Consider the following 22,212-nt stretch of genomic DNA (forward strand, 5'->3'; position numbering starts at 1 on the left):
GCTGCTAATTTTAAAAGTGTTCTAAAAGTTTCAACAAAAACCAAATGTAATAAAATAATCGATTTGCTTTTTTATTAAAACTCAAACCGCAACTGCACACTAACACTTTTCTTAACTTCTGGTTTTTTCTTTTTTTCAGTATTCAAATTAGACATAGAAATTCCCAATAAACGCACAGAATTACTTAACTTTTCTTGATACAATAACTCTTTGGCTGTTTCTAAAATTACACTTTTATCACTCAAAAAATAGGGCAAAGTTTTACTCCTGGTCTGTAATGTGAAATCGCTATATTTTATTTTTAGCGTAACTGTTTTTCCAGCAACTTTACTTTTATTTAATCTGCGCGATACCTCTTCAGCAATATGTTCTAGCTTTTCGAGCAGAAAGATTTCCGAAGATAAATTTTCACTAAATGTCCGTTCGGCAGCTAAACTTTTTCTTGTGCGGTGTGGTTTTACTTCGCTGTTATGAATCCCTCTCACAATATGATAATAATAGCGTCCAGATTTCCCGAAGTGTCCATCCAGATATTCTAAGGATTTTTGCTTTAAATCCAATCCCGTAAAAATCCCTTTTTGGTACATTTTTTCGGCGGTCACTTTCCCAACACCGTAAAATTTTCTGATATCAAGCTCCTCTAAAAACTCTAAAACTTCCTCAGGATTGACTGTTTTTTGTCCGTTAGGTTTGTTATAATCGCTCGCTACCTTAGCAATAAATTTATTGATAGAAATACCTGCCGAAGCCGTTAAACCAACCTCATTAAAAATCCGCTCTCTAATTTCTTTAGCCAATAAAGAAGCACTCGGGTTTCCCTTTTTATTTTGCGTTACATCAAGATAAGCTTCATCCAGAGAAAGCGGTTCCACCAAATCGGTATAGTCATAAAAAATGGTTCTAATTTTCTTTGAGATTTCAGAATAACGTTCAAAATTAGGGCGCACAAAAATAAGTTCTGGACATAATTTAGCCGCCAATCGTCCAGCCATGGCGCTCTTTACACCAAACTTTCTAGCTTCATAGCTTGCTGCACTTACAACCCCACGTTTTCCACCACCACCAACAGCAATAGGTTTCCCTTTTAAATCGGGATTATCCAGTTGCTCAACAGAGGCATAAAATGCATCCATATCTACATGAATAATTTTTCGTTTTGGTAAATCGGCAGTCATACTTAATTCTTGATTCTATCAAAAATAAGATATCTTTGATAGAGATTATGCCAAAGGATGAAACTAATTTATACACTACTTGTCTTAACTATTTTATTGCTTATTTGGTCCGCTATAAAACCTTTTGAATATTTTACTTGGTTTTTAGAAGTCTTACCTGCAATTATTGGCATATTAGTTTTGGCTTTTACATTTGAGTCATTTCGATTTACAAATCTTATTTATGCTTTAGTCTTTGTGCATTGCGCTATACTGATTATTGGCGGGCACTACACTTATGCTGAAGTTCCGTTGTTTGACTGGATTCAAGACACATTCAATCAAACCCGAAACAATTACGATAAAGTAGGCCATTTTGCTCAAGGTTTTGTTCCAGCTATGATTGCTAGAGAATTATTGTTGCGTAAAGAAGTGGTGTTGAAAAACAATTGGCTAAATTTTATTGTTGTGAGTATTGCGTTAGCAATTAGTGCTGCTTACGAATTTATAGAATGGGGTGTGTCTTTATCCACAGGAGAAGGTGGTGACTCTTTTTTAGGCACGCAAGGCTATATTTGGGATACCCAATCTGATATGTTGTATGCAACTATTGGAGCAGTAATAGCATTAGTTGTATTGAGTAAAATCCATAATAAACAATTAAAAGCGATTAAAAATTGATAGAAATAGAACGTAAATTTTTAGTGGTTTCTGAGACATTTAAAACAGATGCGGTTAAATCTTCCAGGATAGTCCAAGGCTTTTTAAATACGCATAAAGAACGAACTGTTCGTGTAAGATTAATAGGTGAAAAGAGTTTTTTAACCGTAAAAGGATTGTCTTCAAAAAACGGATTATCTCGTTTTGAATGGGAAAAAGAAATCACAAAAGAGGATGCCCTAGAATTATTAAATTTGTGTGAACCTGGAGTTATAGATAAAATACGTTACGAGGTAAAAGTTGGTAATCATACTTTTGAAGTAGATGAATTTTTTGGAGACAATGAAGGTTTAATTATAGCGGAGGTAGAATTAGAAAACGAAAATGAAGCCTTTGAAAAGCCAATTTGGTTGGGAGAAGAGGTGACCGGAAATATAAAATATTACAATTCGCAATTAAGTAAGCAACCCTATAAAACTTGGAAATAATGAAAAAAATCATAATACTATTAGCAGTTGTGGTGTTGCAGATAAGCTGTAAAGAAGATCCAAAAATAGCAGTACCAGAAACAAAAGAAGACCCTAAAGAAATTTCAAAAGAAATAGAAGATTCAACACCAATAGAACCAGAGAAAGCAATTGAAAAAGTGATCCCAAAGTCAAGAAAACAAATCAAGGAAGAACTGACTGCAAAAGGTTTTAAAACCTTTGATTACGTAGATGAAAAAACTCAAGACACCATTTTAATGCAACAGTACTTTATGGCGTTTTTAAAAAGAGGGCCTATTCGAGGGCAAAATGAAGAAGAATCCGCAGAACTTCAAGAGTTACATATGGCACATTTAAAAAAGATGTATGATTTAGGTTATGCCGATATTTCTGGACCTTTTGGAGACGATGGAGATATTCGAGGGGTTACAATTTATAATGTCCCTACATTTAAAATGGCGGATAGTTTAGCAAAATTAGACCCAATGGTAAAAGCTGGACGTTTAGAAATTGAAATTCATCCTTGGTGGGCTGGTAAAGGGTTTTCGTTGCGCTAGGACATTATTCCGAAATCACAAACCGTCGTTTAGCTTCATTCCCAAATTCATCAACTACGGTAATCATATGCTTCCCCTGTCTTGGTTTAACTCCAAGTTCATGAATATCTTTTGTGCTCCCGATATAGGTTTCATCAACATACCAAAACACGGTGCTTTCTGGTTTTGAGTGCGCTATTTTTAAAATGAGGTCGTTGGTTTGTCCATCAAAGTCTTTGGGTAAAAAGATGCTGTTATTTGCTTTCGGATAAATAAATTCAATCGAAACAGAATTTTCCCCAATACAATCTGTCCTAAATTTAGGCAATGGTTTGTAAAACGGATTTTTAGTTTTATAATAATATGCCATTAATGGCGGTAAAATAAACCATGATTTATGTTCAATATTACTCAAATCTTCACAAGAAGAATTCACTTGAAAGCTTTTAGTTTTATCCAGATGAATTAAAACATGATACGGACAAGGTTTCGTTTTCAATCCACTTAATTGCACAAATTTGTCTTCAATGTCATCACAGTTTTGAGACGCTCTATGCCCGCTTTGTTTACAAATTGAAACTTCCTGCATTTCATCAAAAGGTTTCGCAAACCAATCGCTATTTGGTAATACATCAAACACATCAAATAAAATGGGAGCTGCTGTTTGCACGCCTACTAAACCCGGGCGTCCTTCTCCATCGGCATTGCCAACCCAAACACCAACCACATAATCTTTTGTGGTGCCAATGGCCCAAGCATCCCGAAACCCAAAACTTGTTCCTGTTTTCCAAGCTATTTGTTTTGAGCCATCAAAAAACTCCCAACTTTCATCACTTTCGGGCCTATTTACCTCTTTTAAACTTTCATAAGTTAAATAAATGGAAGCGGCATCAAAAAGTGTTTTATCAGCCGTTTTAGTGCCAAAATCAATAGTTTCCGAAGTTAAAAAAGTAGGTTCACAAAACTCATTTGAAAAATAGGCACTAGAAGATTCAGAAAAATGATTTAAGGTTGAAGATAGTGCCGCATAACTTTTACATAAATCCCAAAGGTTACTTTCAGCACCACCCAAAACCAAGGATAATCCATAATGATTCGCGCCGTATTTTAAATCTTTAAGTTTTAAACGTTTTAGATAATGATGAAACCGATCTAATCCGAATTCCTGTAACATCCTTACCGCAGGAACATTTAAAGACCTTGACAAAGCCTTACTTGCGGGAACAGCTCCATCATAGGTTTTATTGTAATTTTCTGGGTTATAACTTCCAAATTGCGTAGGTACATCTGCCACTAATGTATTGGGTAATAAATCGCCACTATCTAACATGGCGGCATATAAAAAAGGTTTTAAAATACTGCCAGTACTTCGAGGTTTATCAATAATATCAACATCTTTTTGATGTGCTTTATCGGTTGGTGTATTGCCTACATAGGCTAGAACTTGTCGCGTTTTAACGTCTAAAACCAAAACAGCAGCGTTGTGAATTTCATTCTGACTTAATTGATTATAGTGCGTTTTTATAATGAAGTTTACTTGTTCTTGAAGGTTTTTGTCAACAGTTGTCTCAATGCGCTTTCCATAGTGAGATTTGGCTACTCTCTGTAATAAATGCGGCGCTATTTGCGGTAAAGGATACGGTTTTTCAGGCAATCCTTCAGCAATAGATAATTCATAAGTAAGTGTATCGATAATTGAATTGCTTAACAGTTTTTCTAAAAGTCTATTTCGTTTCTTTAATAAGCGTTGTTGATTTTTCCCAGGGTAAATTAGGCTAGGCGCATTTGGTAAAACGGCAAGTGTTGCACTTTCTGCCCAGGAGAGCTCATTAGCATTTCTATTAAAATACCGCCATGATGCAGCATCCAGTCCAACTACATTTCCGCCGAAAGGCGCATTGCTGCTATAATATCCTAGAATGTCATCCTTAGAATCCCGTAATTCCAATCGAGTGGCAAGAATAATTTCCTTAATTTTTTCAAAATAAGTTCTGGATTGTCCTTTCCTAGATAGTCTTATAACTTGTTGGGTTAGTGTACTTCCGCCTCGTTTTATGGTATTCGATTTTAAATTGTCTCTTAAAGCCTTAAAAATAGAAACAGGGTTAAAACCGGGATGTTTATAAAAATATTCATCTTCAAACTGAATGATGCAGGTTTTAAATTTTTGTGGAATAGAATCGTTATGAGGAAATCGCCATTGGCCATCTTTTGCAATTTGAGCACCTAATAAGTCGTTTTTTGAACTTGTTATAACTGTTGCCGTTGGGTCTTTAAAAAGTTGGTTTGGTAAACAAAAAAAGTAGATAATTAGTAAAACGGCAATTATCGCTGATTTAATTTTATGCCTAAATATGAAGTTTTTTAATCTTTCCACTAAAGTATATACTAGCCCATTATTAATTTAGATGCTTTTTAAGAAAAATTTATGCTTACTAAATCAACAACGTAAGGAATTAGTTCTACTGTTTTTTGTGCAGTTTCTGCTAAAATACGTTTAATTTTCAGGTTAAATTATGGTACTATAGCTATTCATAAATTATAGTTATTTGAATTCGATAATGAGCTACCTCGACCCAAGGGCACGTGTCATTATGCATTCACTTTGTCCACAATAGATTTACAAGCATCATAATAAATACCAACATCCACGCCATAAGAAATATATTTAACCCCAAGTTCTATCCATTGTTTTGCGGATTCTGGACTTTCAACAAAAGTTCCTACTACTTTACCAAGAGGTACAGCTTTTTCCACAATTTCCTTAATCGTTGAAATCACTTTTGGATGATTTATTTGTCCGGGCACACCACAAGATTGAGACATATCATAAGGGCCAATAAAAATAACATCAACACCTTCAACTTTAAGTATTTCATCTATATTATTAAAGGCTATATTTCCTTCAATATGAATGATAACACCTGAGTTTTTGTTCGCATTTCCGAAATAATTTTCCTTTGGCATTGACGCATAATCTGCGGCTCGAACATATCTACAAGCACCTCTTGCGCCTTCTGGAAAAAACTTAGCAGCTTTAACAGCACGTTTTGCATCTTCTGCCGTTTCAATTTGCGGCACTTGTACATAATCGGCTCCAATATCCAAAGCTTGAGAAATTATATTTTCATTAATTTCAGGCACCCGAATTACAGATACAATATGCTTAGCTTGAGCAGCTCTAACATGATTTTGCACCGTTTGAATGGTGTTTGGCCCATGTTCCAAATCTATAATAACAAAATCGAAACCTGCAAATGCAGCAACCTCAACCAAAGCAGGATCGCTCACTTTCATAAATGGTCCCACAACAAATTTTTTATTTTCGAACAATTTCATTTTTCTATCTATAATTTGAGCTAAATTAAACTTTTGTAGTCAATTTTTCTTGAATTTCTTCAATGGTCAGGTTTTTGTTTCTGGTAAAGATTTATAGCGTATAATTAAACCGGCAAATACAAAACCTCCGTAAAACATAAATAGTGAACTAGCCCCCTCCTTCTTTTGAGATTTCCTGAATATTTCATAAATAGGTTGAATTTGTGTCCACTTATTTCAGGACAAGACAAGAAAACAAAAAAGCCTTCACATTTCTGCAAAGGCTTTACAATTTCTAGTAGTGGTCCCACATGGACTCGAACCATGGACCACCTGATTATGAGTCAGGTGCTCTAACCAACTGAGCTATAGGACCGAAATTGGAGTGCAATATTACTACTTATTTTAATTGTTAGCAAGAAAAATTATTCCTTTATCTCTTGACATAGTTCTATTAATACACCATTGGAAGATTTAGGATGCAAAAACGCTACCAACTTATTATCAGCTCCTTTTTTGGGTGTGTCATTTATCACTTTAAAACCTTCTTTTTTCAAACGTTTTATCTCAGCTTCAATATCATCAACATCAAAAGCGATGTGATGAATCCCTTCGCCTTTTTTATCAATAAATTTTGCAATGGGACTGTCCTTTTTTGTAGCCTCAAGTAATTCGATTTTATGATCGCCAACCTTAAAAAACGAGGTGTTAACACCTTCGCTTTCCACTTCTTCAACTTTATAATGCGGCTCGCCAAAAAGTTTAGAAAACAAGGCATTGGAATCTTTAAGATTTTTTACTGCAATTCCTATATGTTCAATTTTGTTCATCGAAAAGCTTTTTTGTCATTCCCTCGAAGGAGGGCATCTTTTAAATAATTCGTTTTTTTATTTCTTACCACGTCTAGATAGCAGACAGGAATACCAATACTTACTAAAAAATACTCTAAAATTGAGTTTTCACAACTAAAATCAATTTTTCAATTCCATATCAAAATACGAAAATCAACATTAAAAGTAACATAATGTTTAAATATCCGTTATTTTTGTACCATAAAACTTAATAATGAGCAACGTAGAGGAAAGTCAAAGACAAAAAAAAATAGGTTCGGTCTTGCAACGCGATTTGGTAGATGTACTGCAGAAAGCAGCAACACAAGGCGGTATGCGTGGCATTATCATATCTGTTTCTAAAGTAAAGGTTACGGTAGATTTATCGGTAGCTAAAGTGTATTTAAGTATTTTCCCAAACGATAAGGCTAAAGAACTCATTGTAGGCATAAAAAGTAACACTCCTTTAATTCGTCACGAATTAGCACAGCGCACAAGAAATCAACTCCGTCGTATGCCGAATTTAGAATTCTTTGTTGATGACTCTTTAGAGTACATCGACAAGATCGAAAAATCTTTAAAAGGCAAAGAAAACCCCATTGAGAATCCAGATTTATTAGACAAAAGAAAAAAATCGTAATTGGATATTTCTTTATATATAGCCAAACGTTACCTGCGTTCTAAGAGCAGTAACAATGCTATTAATTTTATTACCATAATCGCACTTATTGGTGTGGTTTTAGGTGCTGCTTCTCTATTTATTGTACTCTCTGGTTTTGCAGGATTAAAAGATTTTACATTACAATTCTCTAGCGTTGTAGATCCCGATCTTAAAGCCGAAACCACCATCGGGAAATCCTTTATTTTAACAGACGAACAAAAGAAAAAACTCAACACTATTGAAGGTGTCGCCCTCTATTCTCAAGTTATAGAAGAACGTGTGGTGGTGTATGCCGATGGTAAAAACTATTTGGCAAGCATTAAAGGCGTAGATGGTAATTTTAATAAAGTTAACGCTATCGATTCTGTAATTCCTCAAGGGAGTTGGTTAGCACAAAAAACCAATCAAATCGTTTCAGGTTGGGGTGTTGCCCAAAATTTATCCTTCGGTGTTTTAGATTATGGCAAAACAGTAAACATATATGTGCCAAAACCAGGAAAAGGGCAAATAACGTCCACGAAAAATGCCTTTAATACCGTTAGTGCCATAAATGTTGGCATTTTCGATATCAACGAAAAACTCAACGATACTTACGTTTATGCCTCAACGAGTTTAGCACAACGTCTTTTAAATTATGAGCCCAATCAAATTTCGGCAATTGAGTTTAAGCTGAAAAACGGTGCCGATGAAGCTGTAATAAAATCAAAAATTCAAGACATTTTAGGCGAAAACATCGTCCTAAAAAACCGCATGCAACTTAACGATGCACTTTATAAAATGCTCAATAGCGAAAATTTGCTTATATACTTGTTGCTCACATTGGTTTCGGCACTTTTAATCTTCAACGTCATCGGGTCTATCATCATGATGATTTTAGAAAAAAAACAGTCGTTAAACACACTATTCAATTTAGGTGTTCCCATAAAAAACATGCGTAAAATTTTCTTTTTGCAAGGGTCTGCCATCACGCTAATAGGTTGTATTATTGGTTTGTTTTTGGGTTTTATAATCGTACAAGTACAACAAACATTTGGGGTAGTACCCATCACACCATCGCTGGCGTACCCTGTAAGCCTAAAGTTAGAAAACTTTATTATTGTGTTTTTAACCATTTCGGTTTTAGGTGTGGTGTCCTCTAAAATAAGTGCGACTAGAGTTACTGAGAAACTGGTTACTGGTTTTTAAAATTTTTTGAACGAGTTTGCCAACTTTCTTTTCGATGAATAAATTCTGTTTGTTAGGACAATGCTTTACATTTGCTGAGCTTCATGCGGAAAAAATATTTCAAGAATTAAACAAACAGCATGCTTTTTAACTCTATTGACTTTGCTATATTTTTGCCAATTATATTCGTGCTCTATTGGTTTGTAACAAACAAAAATCTCAAACTTCAGAATTTTTTAATAGTTAGCGCAAGCTATCTGTTTTATGGCTGGTGGGATTGGCGGTTTCTTTCGTTGATATTATTCAGTACCATTGTTGACTATTCCATTGGAATTCTACTTTCAAAAGAAAATAAGAAAAAAAACAGATTAATATTACTTTGGGTAAGCATCCTAATAAATCTAGGGTTTTTAGGTTTCTTTAAATACTACAACTTCTTTCTAGACAATTTTAGTACTGCATTTACCTTTTTTGGTGCTGATATAAAAACAGACTCTTTAAATATCATATTGCCAGTAGGAATAAGCTTTTACACGTTTCAAACTTTAAGCTATACAATTGATGTTTACAAACGGAAACTAGAGCCAACAAAGGATTTTATTGCCTTTTCTGCTTTCGTGAGCTTCTTTCCACAATTAGTCGCTGGACCCATTGAAAAAGCTACAAATTTATTGCCTCAATTTTATAAAAAAAGAACTTTCGAATCCGAAAAAGCAATTGATGGCATACACTTAATACTTTGGGGATTATTTAAGAAAATTGTTATTGCAGACTCATGCGCTATCTATGTGAATGAAATTTTCTCTAACTATGAAAGCATGAATTCATTGAGCTTACTATTAGGAGCCATCTATTTTGCATTCCAAATTTATGGCGACTTTAGTGGCTATTCTGATATAGCCATTGGAACTTCAAAATTATTTGGAATAGATTTAATGCGGAATTTTGCCTTTCCCTACTTTTCAAGAGATATTGCTGAATTCTGGAGAAGGTGGCACATCTCTTTATCAACATGGTTTAGAGACTATTTATATATTCCCCTAGGCGGAAGTAAAGTTTCAAAACTATTAAGTTTTAGAAATATATTTATAATTTTTATCGTTAGCGGATTTTGGCATGGTGCCAATTGGACTTTTATTATTTGGGGATGTTTAAATGCTATCTATTTCATCCCATTATTTCTAACAAAACGAAATCGAAATAATCTAAATATAGTCTCACAAGGAAAAATATTTCCGAGTTTTCATGAGTTAATTTCTATGCTAACAACATTCGTTTTAGTTAGTATAGGTTGGATATTTTTTAGGGCAGACGCCATATCAATTGCTATAAATTACATTAAAAAATTATTCAGCTTCAATTTTGATAACGGTTTACAATATTTATCAATTGAAAGATATGCTCCTGAATTAATGCTATTAATTTCTTGTTTTATACTCGTAGAATGGCATTCAAGAGCACAAGAACATCCGTTTTTTGGAACCTGGAGAAATTTTAAATTAATTTCTGCTTTGGTGGGACTAATTACACTCGGTGTGTATTCCAATGTAACAGATTTTATTTATTTTCAGTTTTAGGTTTATATGGCACATTTTACAAAATATTTAATTTCAATTTTAATAGGCACTTTATGCTTATTGTATGTATGTGATTTTATATATACTCAAGTTTATTTACACAGTAATCCAAGAAATAAATTACAATATATTTTAAATACAACGGGAGAGCATTTTGATACCGTATTTATGGGTTCATCTAGAGTTGCAAATCACGTTGACACTAAATTATTTGATAGTAAATCAAATAGCAAAACAATTAATTTAGGAGTTGAAGGTGCTGGGCTAAATGACAATTTACTGCAATTAAAACTTCTTATTTCCAACAACACCATTTCTAAGGTTTTTTTACAAATTGACACCAATTTTGAGTCCGATACACCTTCTAACATAGCGATATCAGAAGCAATGCCTTTTTTGAATCAGAATAAAATAATTAACAACCATATTAAAACGTATTTAAATAATTCCACAAAATTAGAATGTATTCCTTTTTATAGATACGCCATAAATGATCCAAAAATTGGCTTTAGGGAAATGTTCTTTTCGGTTTTTAATAAAAAGCCGAAGACTGATCCTAGCATAGGGTTTACGCCTAAACTTGGAAATAGACGTCCTTTAATTCAATATAAGCTTCCTAAAGCTATTAAAAATAAAAATAGTGTACTTGAAGAAATAATTCACATTTGTTTAAAAAATAAAATTCGATTAATTACTTATATTTCTCCTTACTGTAGCAAAATTGAGAATAGAGATTACATCGCTAAATTGAAAACAAAAATCCCCAATCTTATTGATTTATCAAAAGGTTATGATGATACATTATTTTTTAATTGTGGTCATTTAAACAATGAAGGCGCAAAAATATTTACGAATAATTTATATGATGTAACGAAAAATAAGTACTAGTATCTGGGCGAGTTGCCAGTTGCCCAAAAAATCAAGAATTTAATCTGTGAAAATCTGTGTAATCCGTGTCCAAACTTACTCCATAAACTGATAGCCAGCAAACTTCTCCAACACGGCATCAAAAGCAGCAAAAACATCCTCGGAATGATCGCTAGTTACCATTTTCATACGGTATTCCTTAAAATGTGGAATGCCTTTAAAGTAATTGGTGTAATGGCGTCGGGTTTCAAAAACACCTAAAATTTCGCCTTTCCAATCAATAGCCATTTGTAAGTGTCGGCGGGCAGCTTCCACACGTTCTTCTAAAGAAATGGGCGCTAAATGTTCGCCTGTATTAAAAAAGTGTTTTACTTGTTTAAAAAACCAAGGATTGCCGATACTGGCACGACCAATCATGGCACCGTCCAATCCATAAACGTCCCGCATTTCCATCGCCTTTTCTGGGGAAACTATATCGCCATTTCCAAATACGGGAATGTGCATGCGTGGATTGTTTTTTACGGCTGCAATAGGTTTCCAATCGGCATCGCCTTTATACATTTGTGCGCGCGTACGCCCATGAATCGCTATGGCTTTACAGCCTACATCTTGGAGTCTTTCGGCAACCTCAACAATTTTTATGGAATCGTGGTCCCAACCTAAACGGGTTTTTACGGTAATGGGCAAATTGGTGCGTTTTACCATTTCTGCAGTCAGCTTTTCCATCAAACAGATATCTTTTAAAATACCAGCTCCTGCGCCCTTACTCACTACTTTTTTTACGGGACAACCGAAATTAATGTCAATGATATCTGGATTTGATTTTTCAACAATATCAATGGTTTGCAACATGCTATCCAAATTGGCTCCAAAAATTTGAATGCCAACTGGTCGCTCTTTTTCATAAATATCCAATTTCATGACGCTTTTTGCAGCATTACGAATTAAGCCTTCACTAGACACAAACTCTGTATAAACCACATCGGCACCTTGCTCTTTGCATAACGCCCGAAACGGAGGATCGCTCACATCTTCCATAGGCGCTAAAAGCAATGGGAAATCAGGAAGTTCTATGTTGTCTATTTTTACCAAAGGGTTTTATTTTGGCGCAAAATTAAGAATTATTTCTTGATAATCTTTTTGATGATTATTCTGTTCGAATTAAGCCAGATTTTAACAATATATATACCAGGACTAAAAGAAGACATATCAAGTGAGGTATTGGTATCGTTTCCTGCATAAAGCCGCGTCATTTTGGTATCAAATAGTTCTATAGAAACCATTTCTAAACTTTTAACTTTTAAAATATGGCTTACAGGATTTGGGTATAATACAACCTCATGTTTATCTTTAAAAAATGGGTTAGATAATTCAACATCGCTAGTTGAAAAAGCCATGAGCTTTGCTGTATCTGTGAACGTAAGCCCACCAACCATTTTATTAAAAAATTCAGAGGTTATTAAATACCTGTTGGCGTCAACATGTGCTATTGCTTCAATTTGTTCTTGTCCAAGAGAGGACAGCATGGTCTTTATATTAGTTCCAGAAAAAACTTCATTAGCATCAAAATTAGAGCATTCCCATACAAAAGGCAATAACAATTTGCTATAACCAACTAAATATAGTTTTCCTGTAAGTCTGTTAAATGTTCCTCCTGTAGTGAGACCATCGCTTTCCAAAGTTTGAGATAACGGACTTACAGTATATGTTCCGGCAGTTTTTGGAATTACATAACCTTTTGTAACACCATCAACCCAATTTTTTGTGAACAGTATTAAATTATTGTCGTCAAAAGAAATTAAGGCTTCCGCATCCCAAATAGTGTTATTTGGATTTGAGGTAAAATCTGTTTGGTCTGAATAATTAAACGCAATAGTTTCAGCCATTATACCTGTGGAACTCGTGTAATCAGACTTACTAATTTTGTAGATTTTTAAATCGGTTCTAGTGCCGTTATTGTTTCCAATATCGCCGATATATATTGAGGTGTCGTCTTGCGTAATGGCTTCCCAGTCACTATTTGTTGCGTTGGTAATGCTAACTGCTCTTGTTACCAAACCAGAAATAGTGTCTAGTTCATACAATTTATTTTCGCCTCCAGAATCGGTATGCGTTATCAAATTGTCATTAAAAAAAATAGCACCGGAAGATTCAGTTAAATTTACAGGTAAGTCAAACTTTTCGGCAATATTTGCTATTTGACCAAAAGCACAATTTATCCCTAAAACAAAAAGCAATATTGAAATACCTGTTTTCATAAATGCAATTTCCGCTAAATTATAAATGTAATATAAAAACGGTTATATTTAAGAAAATTTCTAGTATTTGGATATTCCTTTTGAACCTCAGGTTTTTGGCTACAACATAAACATTCATCTTGTTTTAGAATACCTGGCATTTTTTATTGCTTATAGGTATTATGTGTTTTTAAGACGGAAATCTAAAGACCATATTTCATCAAACAACCGCTTATCTATTATTTTAGGAGCTGCTTTAGGCGCATTAATAGGCTCTCGATTGGTTGGTTTTTTGGAAAACCCTATAATTGAATTTTCACAAGAAAATTTGATTCAGTTACTAAACACAAAAACAATTATGGGCGGTTTGTTTGGTGGTTTATTAGGTGTAGAATTTGCTAAAAAGCGCATTGGAGAAACACAATCTTCGGGGGATTTGTTTGTGTTTCCTATTATTTTGGGAATTTTTATTGGGCGTATTGGGTGCTTTTTATCGGGTGTAAACGAATTTACTTATGGTGCCAAAACCACATCAATCTTTGGAATGGATTTAGGCGAAGGTGTTTTACGTCATCCAACATCACTTTACGAATTGGTGTTTTTAATACTGCTTTTTTTCAGCCTAAAACACATCAAAAAAACTTCAGACTTAAAAAATGGCGACCTCTTTAAATGGTTCATGATTTTATATTTCGGCTTTCGATTTTTTATAGAATTCTTAAAACCTAATGTGTTTTACGTGTTTGGATTGAGCACCATTCAAATATTATGTATAATTTGTTGGCTGTATTATAAGAGAACAATATTGAAGCCCCTCCTAGCCTCCCCAAAAGGGAAGAACAACGGCGGGTATAAAAATTAAACCAAGCTACTTATTCCCATCCTTTGGAGGGGTTAGGGGAGGCTTTAAAACTAAAACATGCCCGTTAGAAAATATACCTATTACGATTTTACGCTAAGCCTCTGTCCTGAATGTTTAAAGCGCGTGGATGCCAAAATTGTATTCGAAAACGGCAATGTTTATATGCTAAAACGCTGTAACGAACACGGCAATTCCAAAGTATTGATTGCAGATGATATTGAATACTACAAAAACATTAGGAACTACAATAAACCTAGTGAGACGCCTTATAAATTCAATACGCAAACGCATTATGGTTGTCCGTATGATTGTGGGTTGTGTCCCGACCACGAGCAACATTCTTGCTTGACGGTTGTGGAGGTTACCGATCGCTGTAATTTAACCTGCCCAACCTGTTATGCAGGATCTTCGCCAACATACGGGAGGCACAGAACTTTAGATGAAGTTAAAGCCATGTTGGACACGGTTGTGGCGAATGAAAAAGAGCCTGATGTGGTGCAGATTTCAGGTGGAGAGCCGACTATTCATCCTCAGTTTTGGGCCATTATGGATTATGCAAAATCACTTCCTATTCGGCATTTAATGCTGAATACGAATGGGATCAAAATTGCAAAGGATCTCGCTTTCGCGGAACGACTAAAAACCTATGCACCAGATTTTGAAATTTATTTACAGTTTGATTCTTTTGAAAATAGCGTGTTGCGCGAGCTTCGTGGTGCAGATTTAAATCATATTAGGAAACAAGCCATTGCAAATTTAAATGCTGTAAATCTTTCCACGACTTTGGTTGTAACACTTCAAAAAGGATTGAATGACCATGAAATTGGAAAGATTATAGATTATGCCTTAAAGCAGAAATGTATTAGGGGTGTAACATTACAACCTACACAAATAGCTGGACGATTGGAAAATTTTAATCCAGAAACGGATCGGATGACGCTTACCGAAGTCCGTAGAAAAATCATGGAACAAACCGATATCTTTAATCCGGATGATTTATTGCCCGTACCTTGTAATCCTGATGCTTTGGTTATGGGTTATGCTTTAAAATTGGATGATGAAGTGTTTCCGTTAACACGGTATATTAATCCGAATGATTTATTGGACAATAGCAAAAACACCATTATTTACGAGCAAGATGCCCAGTTACAAGATAAAATGATTGAATTATTTAGCACGGGAAATTCGGTTGAAGTTGCAGAAGAAAACCTAAAAAGTATCATGTGTTGCTTGCCAAATATTGATGCGCCAAATCTGGGTTATGATAATTTATTTCGTATTATTATCATGCAATTTATTGATGCTTATAACTTTGATGTGCGTGCCATTAAAAAATCGTGTGTGCATATTGTTGACAAAGACAATAAAATTATTCCTTTTGAAACCATGAATTTGTTTTATAGAGATGATAAAAAAGCGCGATTGGAGGAACTTAGAAATGAAATCATATGAATACCTTATTAATAGAAAGTGATGCCCTAGGCAGGTATATTCTCCTAATGATTTTCCTCATATTTGGAGTGCCAATACTTTTATTGATTCTCGGTCTTGCTATACGGCCTAAAAAGAAAAAAGTGTCTAACGTCATTCTTATTATAATAGCTGTTTATGCCATCGTCGGTTTAGGCATATGTGGTGCTTTAATGATTTAAAACTATAAAAAATGACATTGCTTTTAGAACCAAATTTAGATGGTTTGCTTTATTTAATCATTGCCATCATGTTAGGGCCTGCTATTTTACTGGCTCTTATTGGATTTTTGGTGCGTGGTAAAAATAAAAAAGCAGCAAAAGTATTGTTTATTCTTGCGGTTGTTTATGTCCTTATCAGTCTAGGTGTTTGTGGTGCTTTGGTCTCTGGATTTTAAAACCCAAAGCCCGTAAAACCCTAATACTAATTCGCCTAGTGTTCCAAATACATAACCACTAGTGGGTATGCCGTCAATAAGTAAGCTTAAAACCCTACCAAACCCCAATCCTAACATAAAAATCATGTTACTTACCAAGGCCAGTTTAAGGTAATCTTTCTTAAAAAGTCCCAAAATCCATAATGCCGAAAACCCCAAATACAAACCCATAATCGCTTTAAAAGCATTGTGTTCGTCAATAGTATTCAGTTGAATATCGAATTGGGAATCTGGACAAAACCCATATACAATTGCAATGGGAATAACTACGGCTATGGAAACCACTAAATGAATTTTTGTAATAAAATCTCGTTTTGTTTTTAGCATAGCCACGTTTCAACTGAATAAAAGTAGTGAAGATTCTAAAAACACCTCATTTAAATCTTCTATATTTGCACAATCTTTTTGATAGAGATAATTGACTATGAAGAACATCCGAAATTTTTGCATCATTGCACATATAGATCACGGTAAGAGTACGCTTGCAGACCGTTTATTGGATTTTACGGGATCGGTAACCGCTAGAGAGCAACAGGCGCAACTGTTGGATAGTATGGATTTAGAGCGCGAACGTGGTATCACTATCAAGTCGCACGCCATTCAAATGGATTATGAATTTGAAGGCGAAAAATATGTTCTAAACCTAATTGATACGCCTGGACACGTAGATTTCTCATATGAAGTATCTCGTTCCATCGCTGCTTGTGAAGGTGCATTGTTAATTGTAGATGCTGCACAAAGTATTCAAGCGCAAACTATTTCTAATCTCTATTTGGCTTTAGAAAATGACTTGGAGATTATCCCGGTTTTAAACAAAGTGGATTTACCAAGTGCCAATCCTGAGGAAGTTACAGATGATATTGTTGACTTGCTAGGTTGCGACCCAGAAGAAGTGATTCACGCTAGTGGGAAAACAGGTTTTGGGGTCGATAATATTCTAAAAGCAATTATAGAACGTGTTCCGGCACCAAAAGGAGATCCAAATGCGCCATTGCAAGCTTTAATTTTCGATTCTGTTTACAACACGTTTAGAGGTATTGAAACTTATTTTAGAGTGTTTAATGGTGAAATTAAAAAAGGACAAAAAATTAAATTCGTCGCTACAGATAAAGAATATTATGCCGATGAAGTTGGAACTTTAAAATTGACTCAAGTTGCAAAACAATCTGTAAAAACTGGTGATGTTGGTTATTTAATTACCGGTATTAAAACCGCTAAAGAAGTAAAAGTTGGGGATACCATTACAGATTTTGACAACCCAACCACAAATATTGTTGAAGGCTTTGAAGATGTAAAACCAATGGTGTTTGCAGGTATTTATCCCGTGGATACTGAAGATTACGAAGAGCTTCGTAATTCCATGGAGAAATTGCAGTTAAATGATGCCTCCTTGGTATTTCAACCAGAAAGTTCTGCGGCACTAGGATTTGGTTTCCGTTGTGGGTTTTTGGGGATGTTGCATATGGAAATTATCCAAGAGCGTTTAGAACGTGAATTTGATATGACGGTAATCACAACTGTACCAAACGTATCTTACCATGCTTTCACGAATAAAAATCCAGATGAAGCTTTTATAGTAAATAACCCCTCGGATTTACCAGAACCATCTTCTGTTAATCGCGTTGAAGAACCTTATATAAAAGCAACCATCATTACAAAATCAGATTTTGTGGGTAATGTAATGTCGCTTTGTATTGAAAAACGTGGCATGATTATCAATCAAACCTATTTAACACCCGAACGTGTTGAATTAACGTTTGAAATGCCTTTAGCGGAAATTGTTTTCGATTTTTATGACCGATTAAAAACAGTTTCAAAGGGCTATGCTTCTTTTGATTATCATCCAATTGGTATGAAAGCCTCAAAATTAGTACGTTTGGATGTTTTATTAAACGCGCAGCCAGTTGATGCACTTTCGGCTTTGATACATGCTGATAACGCACACAACATTGGTAAAAAGATGTGTGAAAAGTTGAAGGAACTCATTCCGCGTCAGCAATTCGATATTCCAATTCAGGCTGCTATTGGTGCCAAAATAATCGCAAGGGAAACTGTAAAAGCGCTCCGTAAAGATGTAACCGCAAAATGTTACGGTGGTGATATTTCCCGTAAACGTAAACTTTTAGAAAAGCAGAAAAAAGGTAAGAAACGGATGCGTCAAGTGGGTAATGTAGAAATACCCCAACAAGCGTTCATGGCTGTTTTAAAGCTGAATGATTAACCAATTCCTTTGAAAAAAGGTATCTCCTGGTCAAAAAAACAGAGCTTATCAATGCCTAAAAAATTATAACCTTTTTTCTGAATTTTAAATTACAATATGTCGCCATTATTGAGATTCCTGCCTGTGTAGAAATAGTAATGTAGAAATACCCCAACAAGCGTTTATAGCAGTTTAAAGTTGAATGATTCATTCAGGTAAATATTCTCACCATAAAACCATATTTAATCATTTATTTTTGTCATAAATATCTGTCTTTCAAATAAAAAGAATTGTTTCCTAAATATTTTTATTGTAACTTTTCAAAGTAATTGCTTCAAATTATCATGTGTTCTATCCTGCTTAGTTAAAAAAAAGTAACTAATCAACCCACATATAATTATGAAAACAAAACACCTTAACTTCGTTTGCGTTTTATTACTATTTCTTTTTTCCAGTAGCCTGTTCGCTCAAGACAGTATGTTCAAACTCATAGCTGATGCTACTGAAAACACATTTACCATTGAACCTTACATCGCAGAAAATTTAGATACTGCTCAAGAGGATTTATTTGCGATAACTGATGAGTTCAGGGAGTCTTATACTCTAGAGCCACATGACATTGATGGAGCGCGTACTCTTGCAGCCACTATGTTGGCAATTGGAGCTGGATTTGGTTTTGGGAGCGACCAATTTCTATACTGCCTGCATGCTGCATATTACCTTCAGCTTGCAACTATGGGCAACTCTTTTTTATATGGTGCTTTAGGCTTGGCCTTTAATGGCTTAAGCAATGACTTTTTGACAAGGTCGTTTTTAGAGTTTCAATTGCGGCTTTTGATGTTTTCACCCATTACGCAATTTAGCCAAGTCTATTTTCTTTACGGATTGCTCTTAGCCTATGGTATTGGAACAGAAAAATTTGATAGTGGAGGCAAATATGACCTTACTGCATTTACCGCTGCCTTTGTAGTTGGTTTAGCCATTATTCTGACTTCTCAATTAACCTTTATGGTGCAAACAAATGCATTGGCGCATGTAAGGCAAACCCAAAAACCTGATAATGGCGGGGCTAAAATTGAAAACAACAATACTTGGGGCGCAATCAATCAAAACAACCTCATCTTAATGTCTTTAGTTTTTAGATTTTAGTCTATGACCAAGACCTAACTTTCGATACATATAATTCTAACAAAAGCCTCCATATGTTATATGGGGGTTTTATGTTGCCTGAACTTATCTAATAAATAAGGCATACAAAGGATAAATTAATTTTCTTTAACCTTTTTCACTACCTTTCTTAGAGTAGATTGCTAGCATGGAAAACCAACCAAAAAAAATTCTCATATGCGAAGACCATCAAATTGTTATTGATGGGCTACTTTCTATATTCAAAAATCAACCCGATTATCAGGTATTAGGCCACATTACCAATGGCGATAATGTGTTGCCAACAGTAAAACTTAATACGCCTGATGTGCTTTTATTGGATCTTAATCTTCCAAATAAGAATGGTATTGATATACTTCAAGAATTAAAACAGTCTTTTCCTCAAGTAAAAGTTATAATTCTTACCATGTACAACAAAGAAAGCATTTTAAAAAAAGTAAAGCAATTTCATGCAAACGGGTTTTTGCTAAAAAATTGTTCTTCTGATGATTTACTAAATGCTTTGGATGCTGTTTTTGAAAGTAACAAATTCTACATAGGTAAAGGTGTAAAGCATACTGTAATTGAAACTGATGGCTTTCTTGAAAAAATCAAAATTACCCGTCGTGAAAAAGAAATAATTACAGAATTAATGAAAGGACATAATGTGCCTCAAATAAGTGAAAAATTGTTCATTAGTGCTCATACGGTTGAAACTCACAAGAAAAATATTTTCAAAAAATTAGATATCCACAATTCCATTGATCTTGTAAAACTTGTAAATGAAAAAAATCTATTGTCATAAGTGCATTGTTTTTTTGTTGCTTTTATACTTTGGGTTTAGCATAAGTTTAAAAGCTCAAGGAGACACCTTATATATTGGTTCAAATTTCTCAACGGTTAACCTTAAACCATTTTCAGAAGTAAATAAAGGTTCCCAAAATCAGATTGTCGATGAAAGAAGTTACTATTATTTCAGTTTTAACAAAACAATCAACACCATTGATTTCACACTTAAAAACAAAGTTGATGTTCCAAAAAAAGTCATTTTAGAACTATCGAACGCCTTCATAAAAGAAATTGTTTTTGGCAAAGTAGAAAACAACATATTTATACCAATAGCCACCACAGGCATAGAACATCCTATTTCAACAAAACCACTTGAAAACAGACTCTTTTCTTTTCCAATTAGTTTAAATGCAAACGAAACGGCTTCATTTCAATTGAAATTAAAAAAAGAAGGTGGCAAACCTTTAGTAACAACTGCTTGTATAAAAAGCGAAAACACATTTGTAAAGCAAAGTTTTGTTCAGCAAATTATTATAGGTTCTTATTTTGGGGTTAGTGTATTATCTGTCATTTTTAGTTTGTTCATCTTTTACTTTTTGCGACAAAGTATTTATCTAATCTATGCAGCTTATGTTATCTCATTAGGGCTTTTTATCAGTTCTTATATTGGGGTATTTTCACAACTATTTTTAACAGAAAATGATTTTGTAAACAAGTACACGCATTATGTGTTGTTTAGTGAAATCTCATTACTATTATTCGCATTATTATCACAAAAAATACTTGAAGCTGAAACCTATATGCCAAAATTAAAACGAGGTATTGATGTGCTTTTAACCGTTCTTATTGCCTTAAGGTTGCTGCTTCATTTTGTATTCACAAAAGTTTTTGAAAGTGCAGTATCTGTTTTCATGAATATTTGGTATGCCATATTTTTAATTTTAATAATTATAATTGTTATTGAAATCACCATATACTTCCGCAAAAACAATAAACGCACTTCCTTTTTTGCCTTAGCCTATCTTTTTATGATTATTGGCACTTTGGCAAGCATACTCTACCACAGCTACGGTTTGGTAAACACATATGTTTATGATTTGCCGCTACTATTCTACTCATCATTTTTAGAAATATTGTTCCTAACCTTTACCGTTGTTTTAATGGTGAAAGACATTTACGATGAACGCAATATCCTATCGGAAAAAATAGTGATTGAAGAAAAGAAAAATCTAACCGCATTTATAAAAGGGGAAGACCAAGAACGCAAACGCATCAGTAAAGAGCTGCACGATAATATTGGAAGTCAACTCAGTTATTTAAAACGTTTTGTTTCAGATAAATTTAAAGATGAAGACGTCACCGAGACCATTGATAGTATTTGTAACGATGTTAGAAATTTATCGCACGATATTTCGCCTTCAGATTTAAAAATTGTGGGGTTTAAAAATGCCGTTGAAGATTTATCACAAAATATTTCCAGTCAAACAACTCTTAATGTAGATTTTAGTAGATATCATTTTCCAGAAACATTGGATGATGATATTGCTACACAATTGTATCGTGTCGTTCAAGAAGCATTCAATAATATTTTAAAGCATGCCAATGCAAAACATATCGATTTGCAACTCATGGGGCATCAAGATTCCATTACCATTTCTATAGAAGATGATGGCGATGGATTTGATACCAAACATAAAAAAAGTGGTATTGGATTGAAAAACATGCAATCGCGAATTCATCAAATTGGTGGCACGCTTTCTATAGATTCTCAAATTAACAGAGGCACTTCCCTACTTATTACACTTCCTATCTAAAAC

22 protein-coding genes and 1 tRNA gene are annotated in these 22,212 nt (G+C 34.3%); 15 read left to right on the forward strand and 8 right to left on the reverse strand.

Annotated elements, in window-relative coordinates; translation table 11 throughout:
• Positions 1–74: 74 nt before the first annotated feature.
• Complete coding sequence (gene dinB / locus ABXQ82_RS00730; protein ID WP_367053508.1) at positions 75–1,175, reverse strand: DNA polymerase IV; 1,101 nt, start codon at positions 1,173–1,175, stop codon at positions 75–77.
• A gap of 57 nt (positions 1,176–1,232) precedes the next feature.
• Between dinB and ABXQ82_RS00735 the strand changes: the two genes are divergently transcribed.
• The 3 genes from ABXQ82_RS00735 to ABXQ82_RS00745 are packed head-to-tail and all read left to right on the forward strand — an operon-like array spanning position 1,233 to position 2,859.
• A complete protein-coding gene (locus ABXQ82_RS00735) occupies positions 1,233–1,835 on the forward strand; it encodes a DUF2238 domain-containing protein (RefSeq protein WP_367053510.1) in 603 nt (200 codons plus the stop codon).
• Positions 1,832–2,302, forward strand: a complete 471-nt coding sequence (locus ABXQ82_RS00740) for a CYTH domain-containing protein (protein ID WP_367053512.1) — start codon at positions 1,832–1,834, stop codon at positions 2,300–2,302. Before ABXQ82_RS00735 ends, ABXQ82_RS00740 begins: the two co-directional genes overlap by 4 nt.
• Positions 2,302–2,859 carry a YciI family protein gene (locus tag ABXQ82_RS00745; protein ID WP_367053514.1) on the forward strand — a complete coding sequence of 186 codons (558 nt, stop codon included), beginning with the start codon at positions 2,302–2,304 and terminating at the stop codon, positions 2,857–2,859. Before ABXQ82_RS00740 ends, ABXQ82_RS00745 begins: the two co-directional genes overlap by 1 nt.
• Positions 2,860–2,863: 4 nt before the next feature.
• Here ABXQ82_RS00745 and pbpC read toward each other — a convergent pair whose 3' ends face one another.
• From pbpC to mce, 4 genes are all read right to left on the reverse strand, one after another.
• Positions 2,864–5,215, reverse strand: coding sequence for a penicillin-binding protein 1C (pbpC, locus tag ABXQ82_RS00750; RefSeq protein ID WP_367053516.1), 2,352 nt, complete (start codon positions 5,213–5,215; stop codon positions 2,864–2,866).
• A gap of 215 nt (positions 5,216–5,430) precedes the next feature.
• A complete protein-coding gene (locus tag ABXQ82_RS00755) occupies positions 5,431–6,177 on the reverse strand; it encodes an aldolase/citrate lyase family protein (protein WP_367053518.1) in 747 nt (248 codons plus the stop codon).
• A 281-nt stretch (positions 6,178–6,458) separates the two neighbouring features.
• Positions 6,459–6,532 (reverse strand) — tRNA-Ile (locus ABXQ82_RS00760).
• 49 nt (positions 6,533–6,581) lie between these two features.
• Entirely contained in the window at positions 6,582–6,986 is a 405-nt protein-coding gene (gene mce, locus ABXQ82_RS00765) for a methylmalonyl-CoA epimerase (RefSeq protein ID WP_367053520.1), read from the reverse strand.
• A gap of 235 nt (positions 6,987–7,221) precedes the next feature.
• Between mce and rbfA the strand changes: the two genes are divergently transcribed.
• The 4 genes from rbfA (at position 7,222) to ABXQ82_RS00785 (ending at position 11,276) form a co-directional block, all read left to right on the forward strand.
• Positions 7,222–7,626 (forward strand): 30S ribosome-binding factor RbfA, encoded by a 405-nt coding sequence (gene rbfA / locus ABXQ82_RS00770; protein ID WP_367053522.1) that lies wholly within the window; start codon positions 7,222–7,224, stop codon positions 7,624–7,626.
• Complete coding sequence (locus ABXQ82_RS00775) at positions 7,627–8,832, forward strand: ABC transporter permease (RefSeq protein WP_367053524.1); 1,206 nt, start codon at positions 7,627–7,629, stop codon at positions 8,830–8,832.
• 119 nt (positions 8,833–8,951) lie between these two features.
• Complete coding sequence (locus tag ABXQ82_RS00780) at positions 8,952–10,388, forward strand: MBOAT family O-acyltransferase (RefSeq protein ID WP_367053526.1); 1,437 nt, start codon at positions 8,952–8,954, stop codon at positions 10,386–10,388.
• Positions 10,389–10,394: 6 nt separating this feature from the next.
• Entirely contained in the window at positions 10,395–11,276 is an 882-nt protein-coding gene (locus tag ABXQ82_RS00785; RefSeq protein WP_367053528.1) for a hypothetical protein, read from the forward strand.
• A 75-nt stretch (positions 11,277–11,351) separates the two neighbouring features.
• On the opposite strand, the gene dusB is transcribed toward ABXQ82_RS00785, so the two are convergent.
• Together dusB and ABXQ82_RS00795 are read right to left on the reverse strand one after the other, a co-directional pair.
• On the reverse strand, positions 11,352–12,347 hold the full coding sequence (dusB, locus tag ABXQ82_RS00790; RefSeq protein ID WP_367053530.1) for a tRNA dihydrouridine synthase DusB: 996 nt from the start codon (positions 12,345–12,347) through the stop codon (positions 11,352–11,354).
• A gap of 29 nt (positions 12,348–12,376) precedes the next feature.
• A complete protein-coding gene (locus ABXQ82_RS00795) occupies positions 12,377–13,513 on the reverse strand; it encodes a T9SS type A sorting domain-containing protein (protein ID WP_367053532.1) in 1,137 nt (378 codons plus the stop codon).
• A gap of 67 nt (positions 13,514–13,580) precedes the next feature.
• On the opposite strand from ABXQ82_RS00795, the gene ABXQ82_RS00800 reads away from it, so the two are divergent.
• From ABXQ82_RS00800 to ABXQ82_RS00815, 4 genes are read left to right on the forward strand one after another with little or no spacing between them, the layout of a single operon-like run.
• Positions 13,581–14,354: a prolipoprotein diacylglyceryl transferase family protein gene (locus ABXQ82_RS00800; RefSeq protein ID WP_367053534.1), complete on the forward strand. Its 774-nt coding sequence runs from the start codon at positions 13,581–13,583 to the stop codon at positions 14,352–14,354.
• Between the two features lie 57 nt (positions 14,355–14,411).
• The gene (locus ABXQ82_RS00805; RefSeq protein WP_367053536.1) at positions 14,412–15,806 is read left to right on the forward strand and encodes a radical SAM protein; all 1,395 of its coding nucleotides are present in this window, start codon (positions 14,412–14,414) and stop codon (positions 15,804–15,806) included.
• Positions 15,803–16,006 carry a hypothetical protein gene (locus ABXQ82_RS00810; protein WP_367053538.1) on the forward strand — a complete coding sequence of 68 codons (204 nt, stop codon included), beginning with the start codon at positions 15,803–15,805 and terminating at the stop codon, positions 16,004–16,006. The genes ABXQ82_RS00805 and ABXQ82_RS00810 overlap by 4 nt, the downstream gene beginning before the upstream one ends.
• Positions 16,007–16,017: 11 nt before the next feature.
• The gene (locus ABXQ82_RS00815; RefSeq protein ID WP_367053540.1) at positions 16,018–16,221 is read left to right on the forward strand and encodes a hypothetical protein; all 204 of its coding nucleotides are present in this window, start codon (positions 16,018–16,020) and stop codon (positions 16,219–16,221) included.
• Here the strand turns inward: ABXQ82_RS00815 and ABXQ82_RS00820 are convergent.
• Positions 16,186–16,587, reverse strand: a complete 402-nt coding sequence (locus ABXQ82_RS00820) for a DUF4345 domain-containing protein (RefSeq protein ID WP_367053542.1) — start codon at positions 16,585–16,587, stop codon at positions 16,186–16,188. The genes ABXQ82_RS00815 and ABXQ82_RS00820 overlap by 36 nt on opposite strands.
• A 97-nt stretch (positions 16,588–16,684) precedes the next feature.
• Between ABXQ82_RS00820 and lepA the strand changes: the two genes are divergently transcribed.
• The 4 genes from lepA (at position 16,685) to ABXQ82_RS00840 (ending at position 22,209) form a co-directional block, all read left to right on the forward strand.
• Entirely contained in the window at positions 16,685–18,481 is a 1,797-nt protein-coding gene (lepA, locus tag ABXQ82_RS00825; RefSeq protein ID WP_367053544.1) for a translation elongation factor 4, read from the forward strand.
• A gap of 378 nt (positions 18,482–18,859) precedes the next feature.
• The gene (locus ABXQ82_RS00830; RefSeq protein WP_367053546.1) at positions 18,860–19,609 is read left to right on the forward strand and encodes a hypothetical protein; all 750 of its coding nucleotides are present in this window, start codon (positions 18,860–18,862) and stop codon (positions 19,607–19,609) included.
• Between the two features lie 166 nt (positions 19,610–19,775).
• Positions 19,776–20,411 (forward strand): response regulator transcription factor, encoded by a 636-nt coding sequence (locus ABXQ82_RS00835; protein ID WP_367053548.1) that lies wholly within the window; start codon positions 19,776–19,778, stop codon positions 20,409–20,411.
• Complete coding sequence (locus ABXQ82_RS00840; RefSeq protein WP_367053550.1) at positions 20,389–22,209, forward strand: 7TM diverse intracellular signaling domain-containing protein; 1,821 nt, start codon at positions 20,389–20,391, stop codon at positions 22,207–22,209. The genes ABXQ82_RS00835 and ABXQ82_RS00840 overlap by 23 nt, the downstream gene beginning before the upstream one ends.
• Positions 22,210–22,212 lie beyond the last annotated feature (3 nt).

Origin of the sequence: Algibacter sp. 2305UL17-15, from assembly GCF_040720935.1 — a bacterium.
GTDB lineage: Bacteria > Bacteroidota > Bacteroidia > Flavobacteriales > Flavobacteriaceae > Jejuia.

Excerpts from the sequence above, each read along its gene's own strand:
- dinB (WP_367053508.1), bottom strand. The coding sequence starts at position 1,175 with ATGACTGCCGATTTACCAAAACGAAAAATTATTCATGTAGATATGGAT.
- ABXQ82_RS00735 (WP_367053510.1), top strand. The coding sequence starts at position 1,233 with ATGAAACTAATTTATACACTACTTGTCTTAACTATTTTATTGCTTATT.
- ABXQ82_RS00745 (WP_367053514.1), top strand. The coding sequence starts at position 2,302 with ATGAAAAAAATCATAATACTATTAGCAGTTGTGGTGTTGCAGATAAGC.
- ABXQ82_RS00755 (WP_367053518.1), bottom strand. The coding sequence starts at position 6,177 with ATGAAATTGTTCGAAAATAAAAAATTTGTTGTGGGACCATTTATGAAA.
- mce (WP_367053520.1), bottom strand. The coding sequence starts at position 6,986 with ATGAACAAAATTGAACATATAGGAATTGCAGTAAAAAATCTTAAAGAT.
- rbfA (WP_367053522.1), top strand. The coding sequence starts at position 7,222 with ATGAGCAACGTAGAGGAAAGTCAAAGACAAAAAAAAATAGGTTCGGTC.
- ABXQ82_RS00780 (WP_367053526.1), top strand. The coding sequence starts at position 8,952 with ATGCTTTTTAACTCTATTGACTTTGCTATATTTTTGCCAATTATATTC.
- ABXQ82_RS00785 (WP_367053528.1), top strand. The coding sequence starts at position 10,395 with ATGGCACATTTTACAAAATATTTAATTTCAATTTTAATAGGCACTTTA.
- ABXQ82_RS00795 (WP_367053532.1), bottom strand. The coding sequence starts at position 13,513 with ATGAAAACAGGTATTTCAATATTGCTTTTTGTTTTAGGGATAAATTGT.
- ABXQ82_RS00805 (WP_367053536.1), top strand. The coding sequence starts at position 14,412 with ATGCCCGTTAGAAAATATACCTATTACGATTTTACGCTAAGCCTCTGT.
- ABXQ82_RS00810 (WP_367053538.1), top strand. The coding sequence starts at position 15,803 with ATGAATACCTTATTAATAGAAAGTGATGCCCTAGGCAGGTATATTCTC.
- ABXQ82_RS00815 (WP_367053540.1), top strand. The coding sequence starts at position 16,018 with ATGACATTGCTTTTAGAACCAAATTTAGATGGTTTGCTTTATTTAATC.
- ABXQ82_RS00820 (WP_367053542.1), bottom strand. The coding sequence starts at position 16,587 with ATGCTAAAAACAAAACGAGATTTTATTACAAAAATTCATTTAGTGGTT.
- lepA (WP_367053544.1), top strand. The coding sequence starts at position 16,685 with ATGAAGAACATCCGAAATTTTTGCATCATTGCACATATAGATCACGGT.
- ABXQ82_RS00830 (WP_367053546.1), top strand. The coding sequence starts at position 18,860 with ATGAAAACAAAACACCTTAACTTCGTTTGCGTTTTATTACTATTTCTT.
- ABXQ82_RS00835 (WP_367053548.1), top strand. The coding sequence starts at position 19,776 with ATGGAAAACCAACCAAAAAAAATTCTCATATGCGAAGACCATCAAATT.
- ABXQ82_RS00840 (WP_367053550.1), top strand. The coding sequence starts at position 20,389 with ATGAAAAAAATCTATTGTCATAAGTGCATTGTTTTTTTGTTGCTTTTA.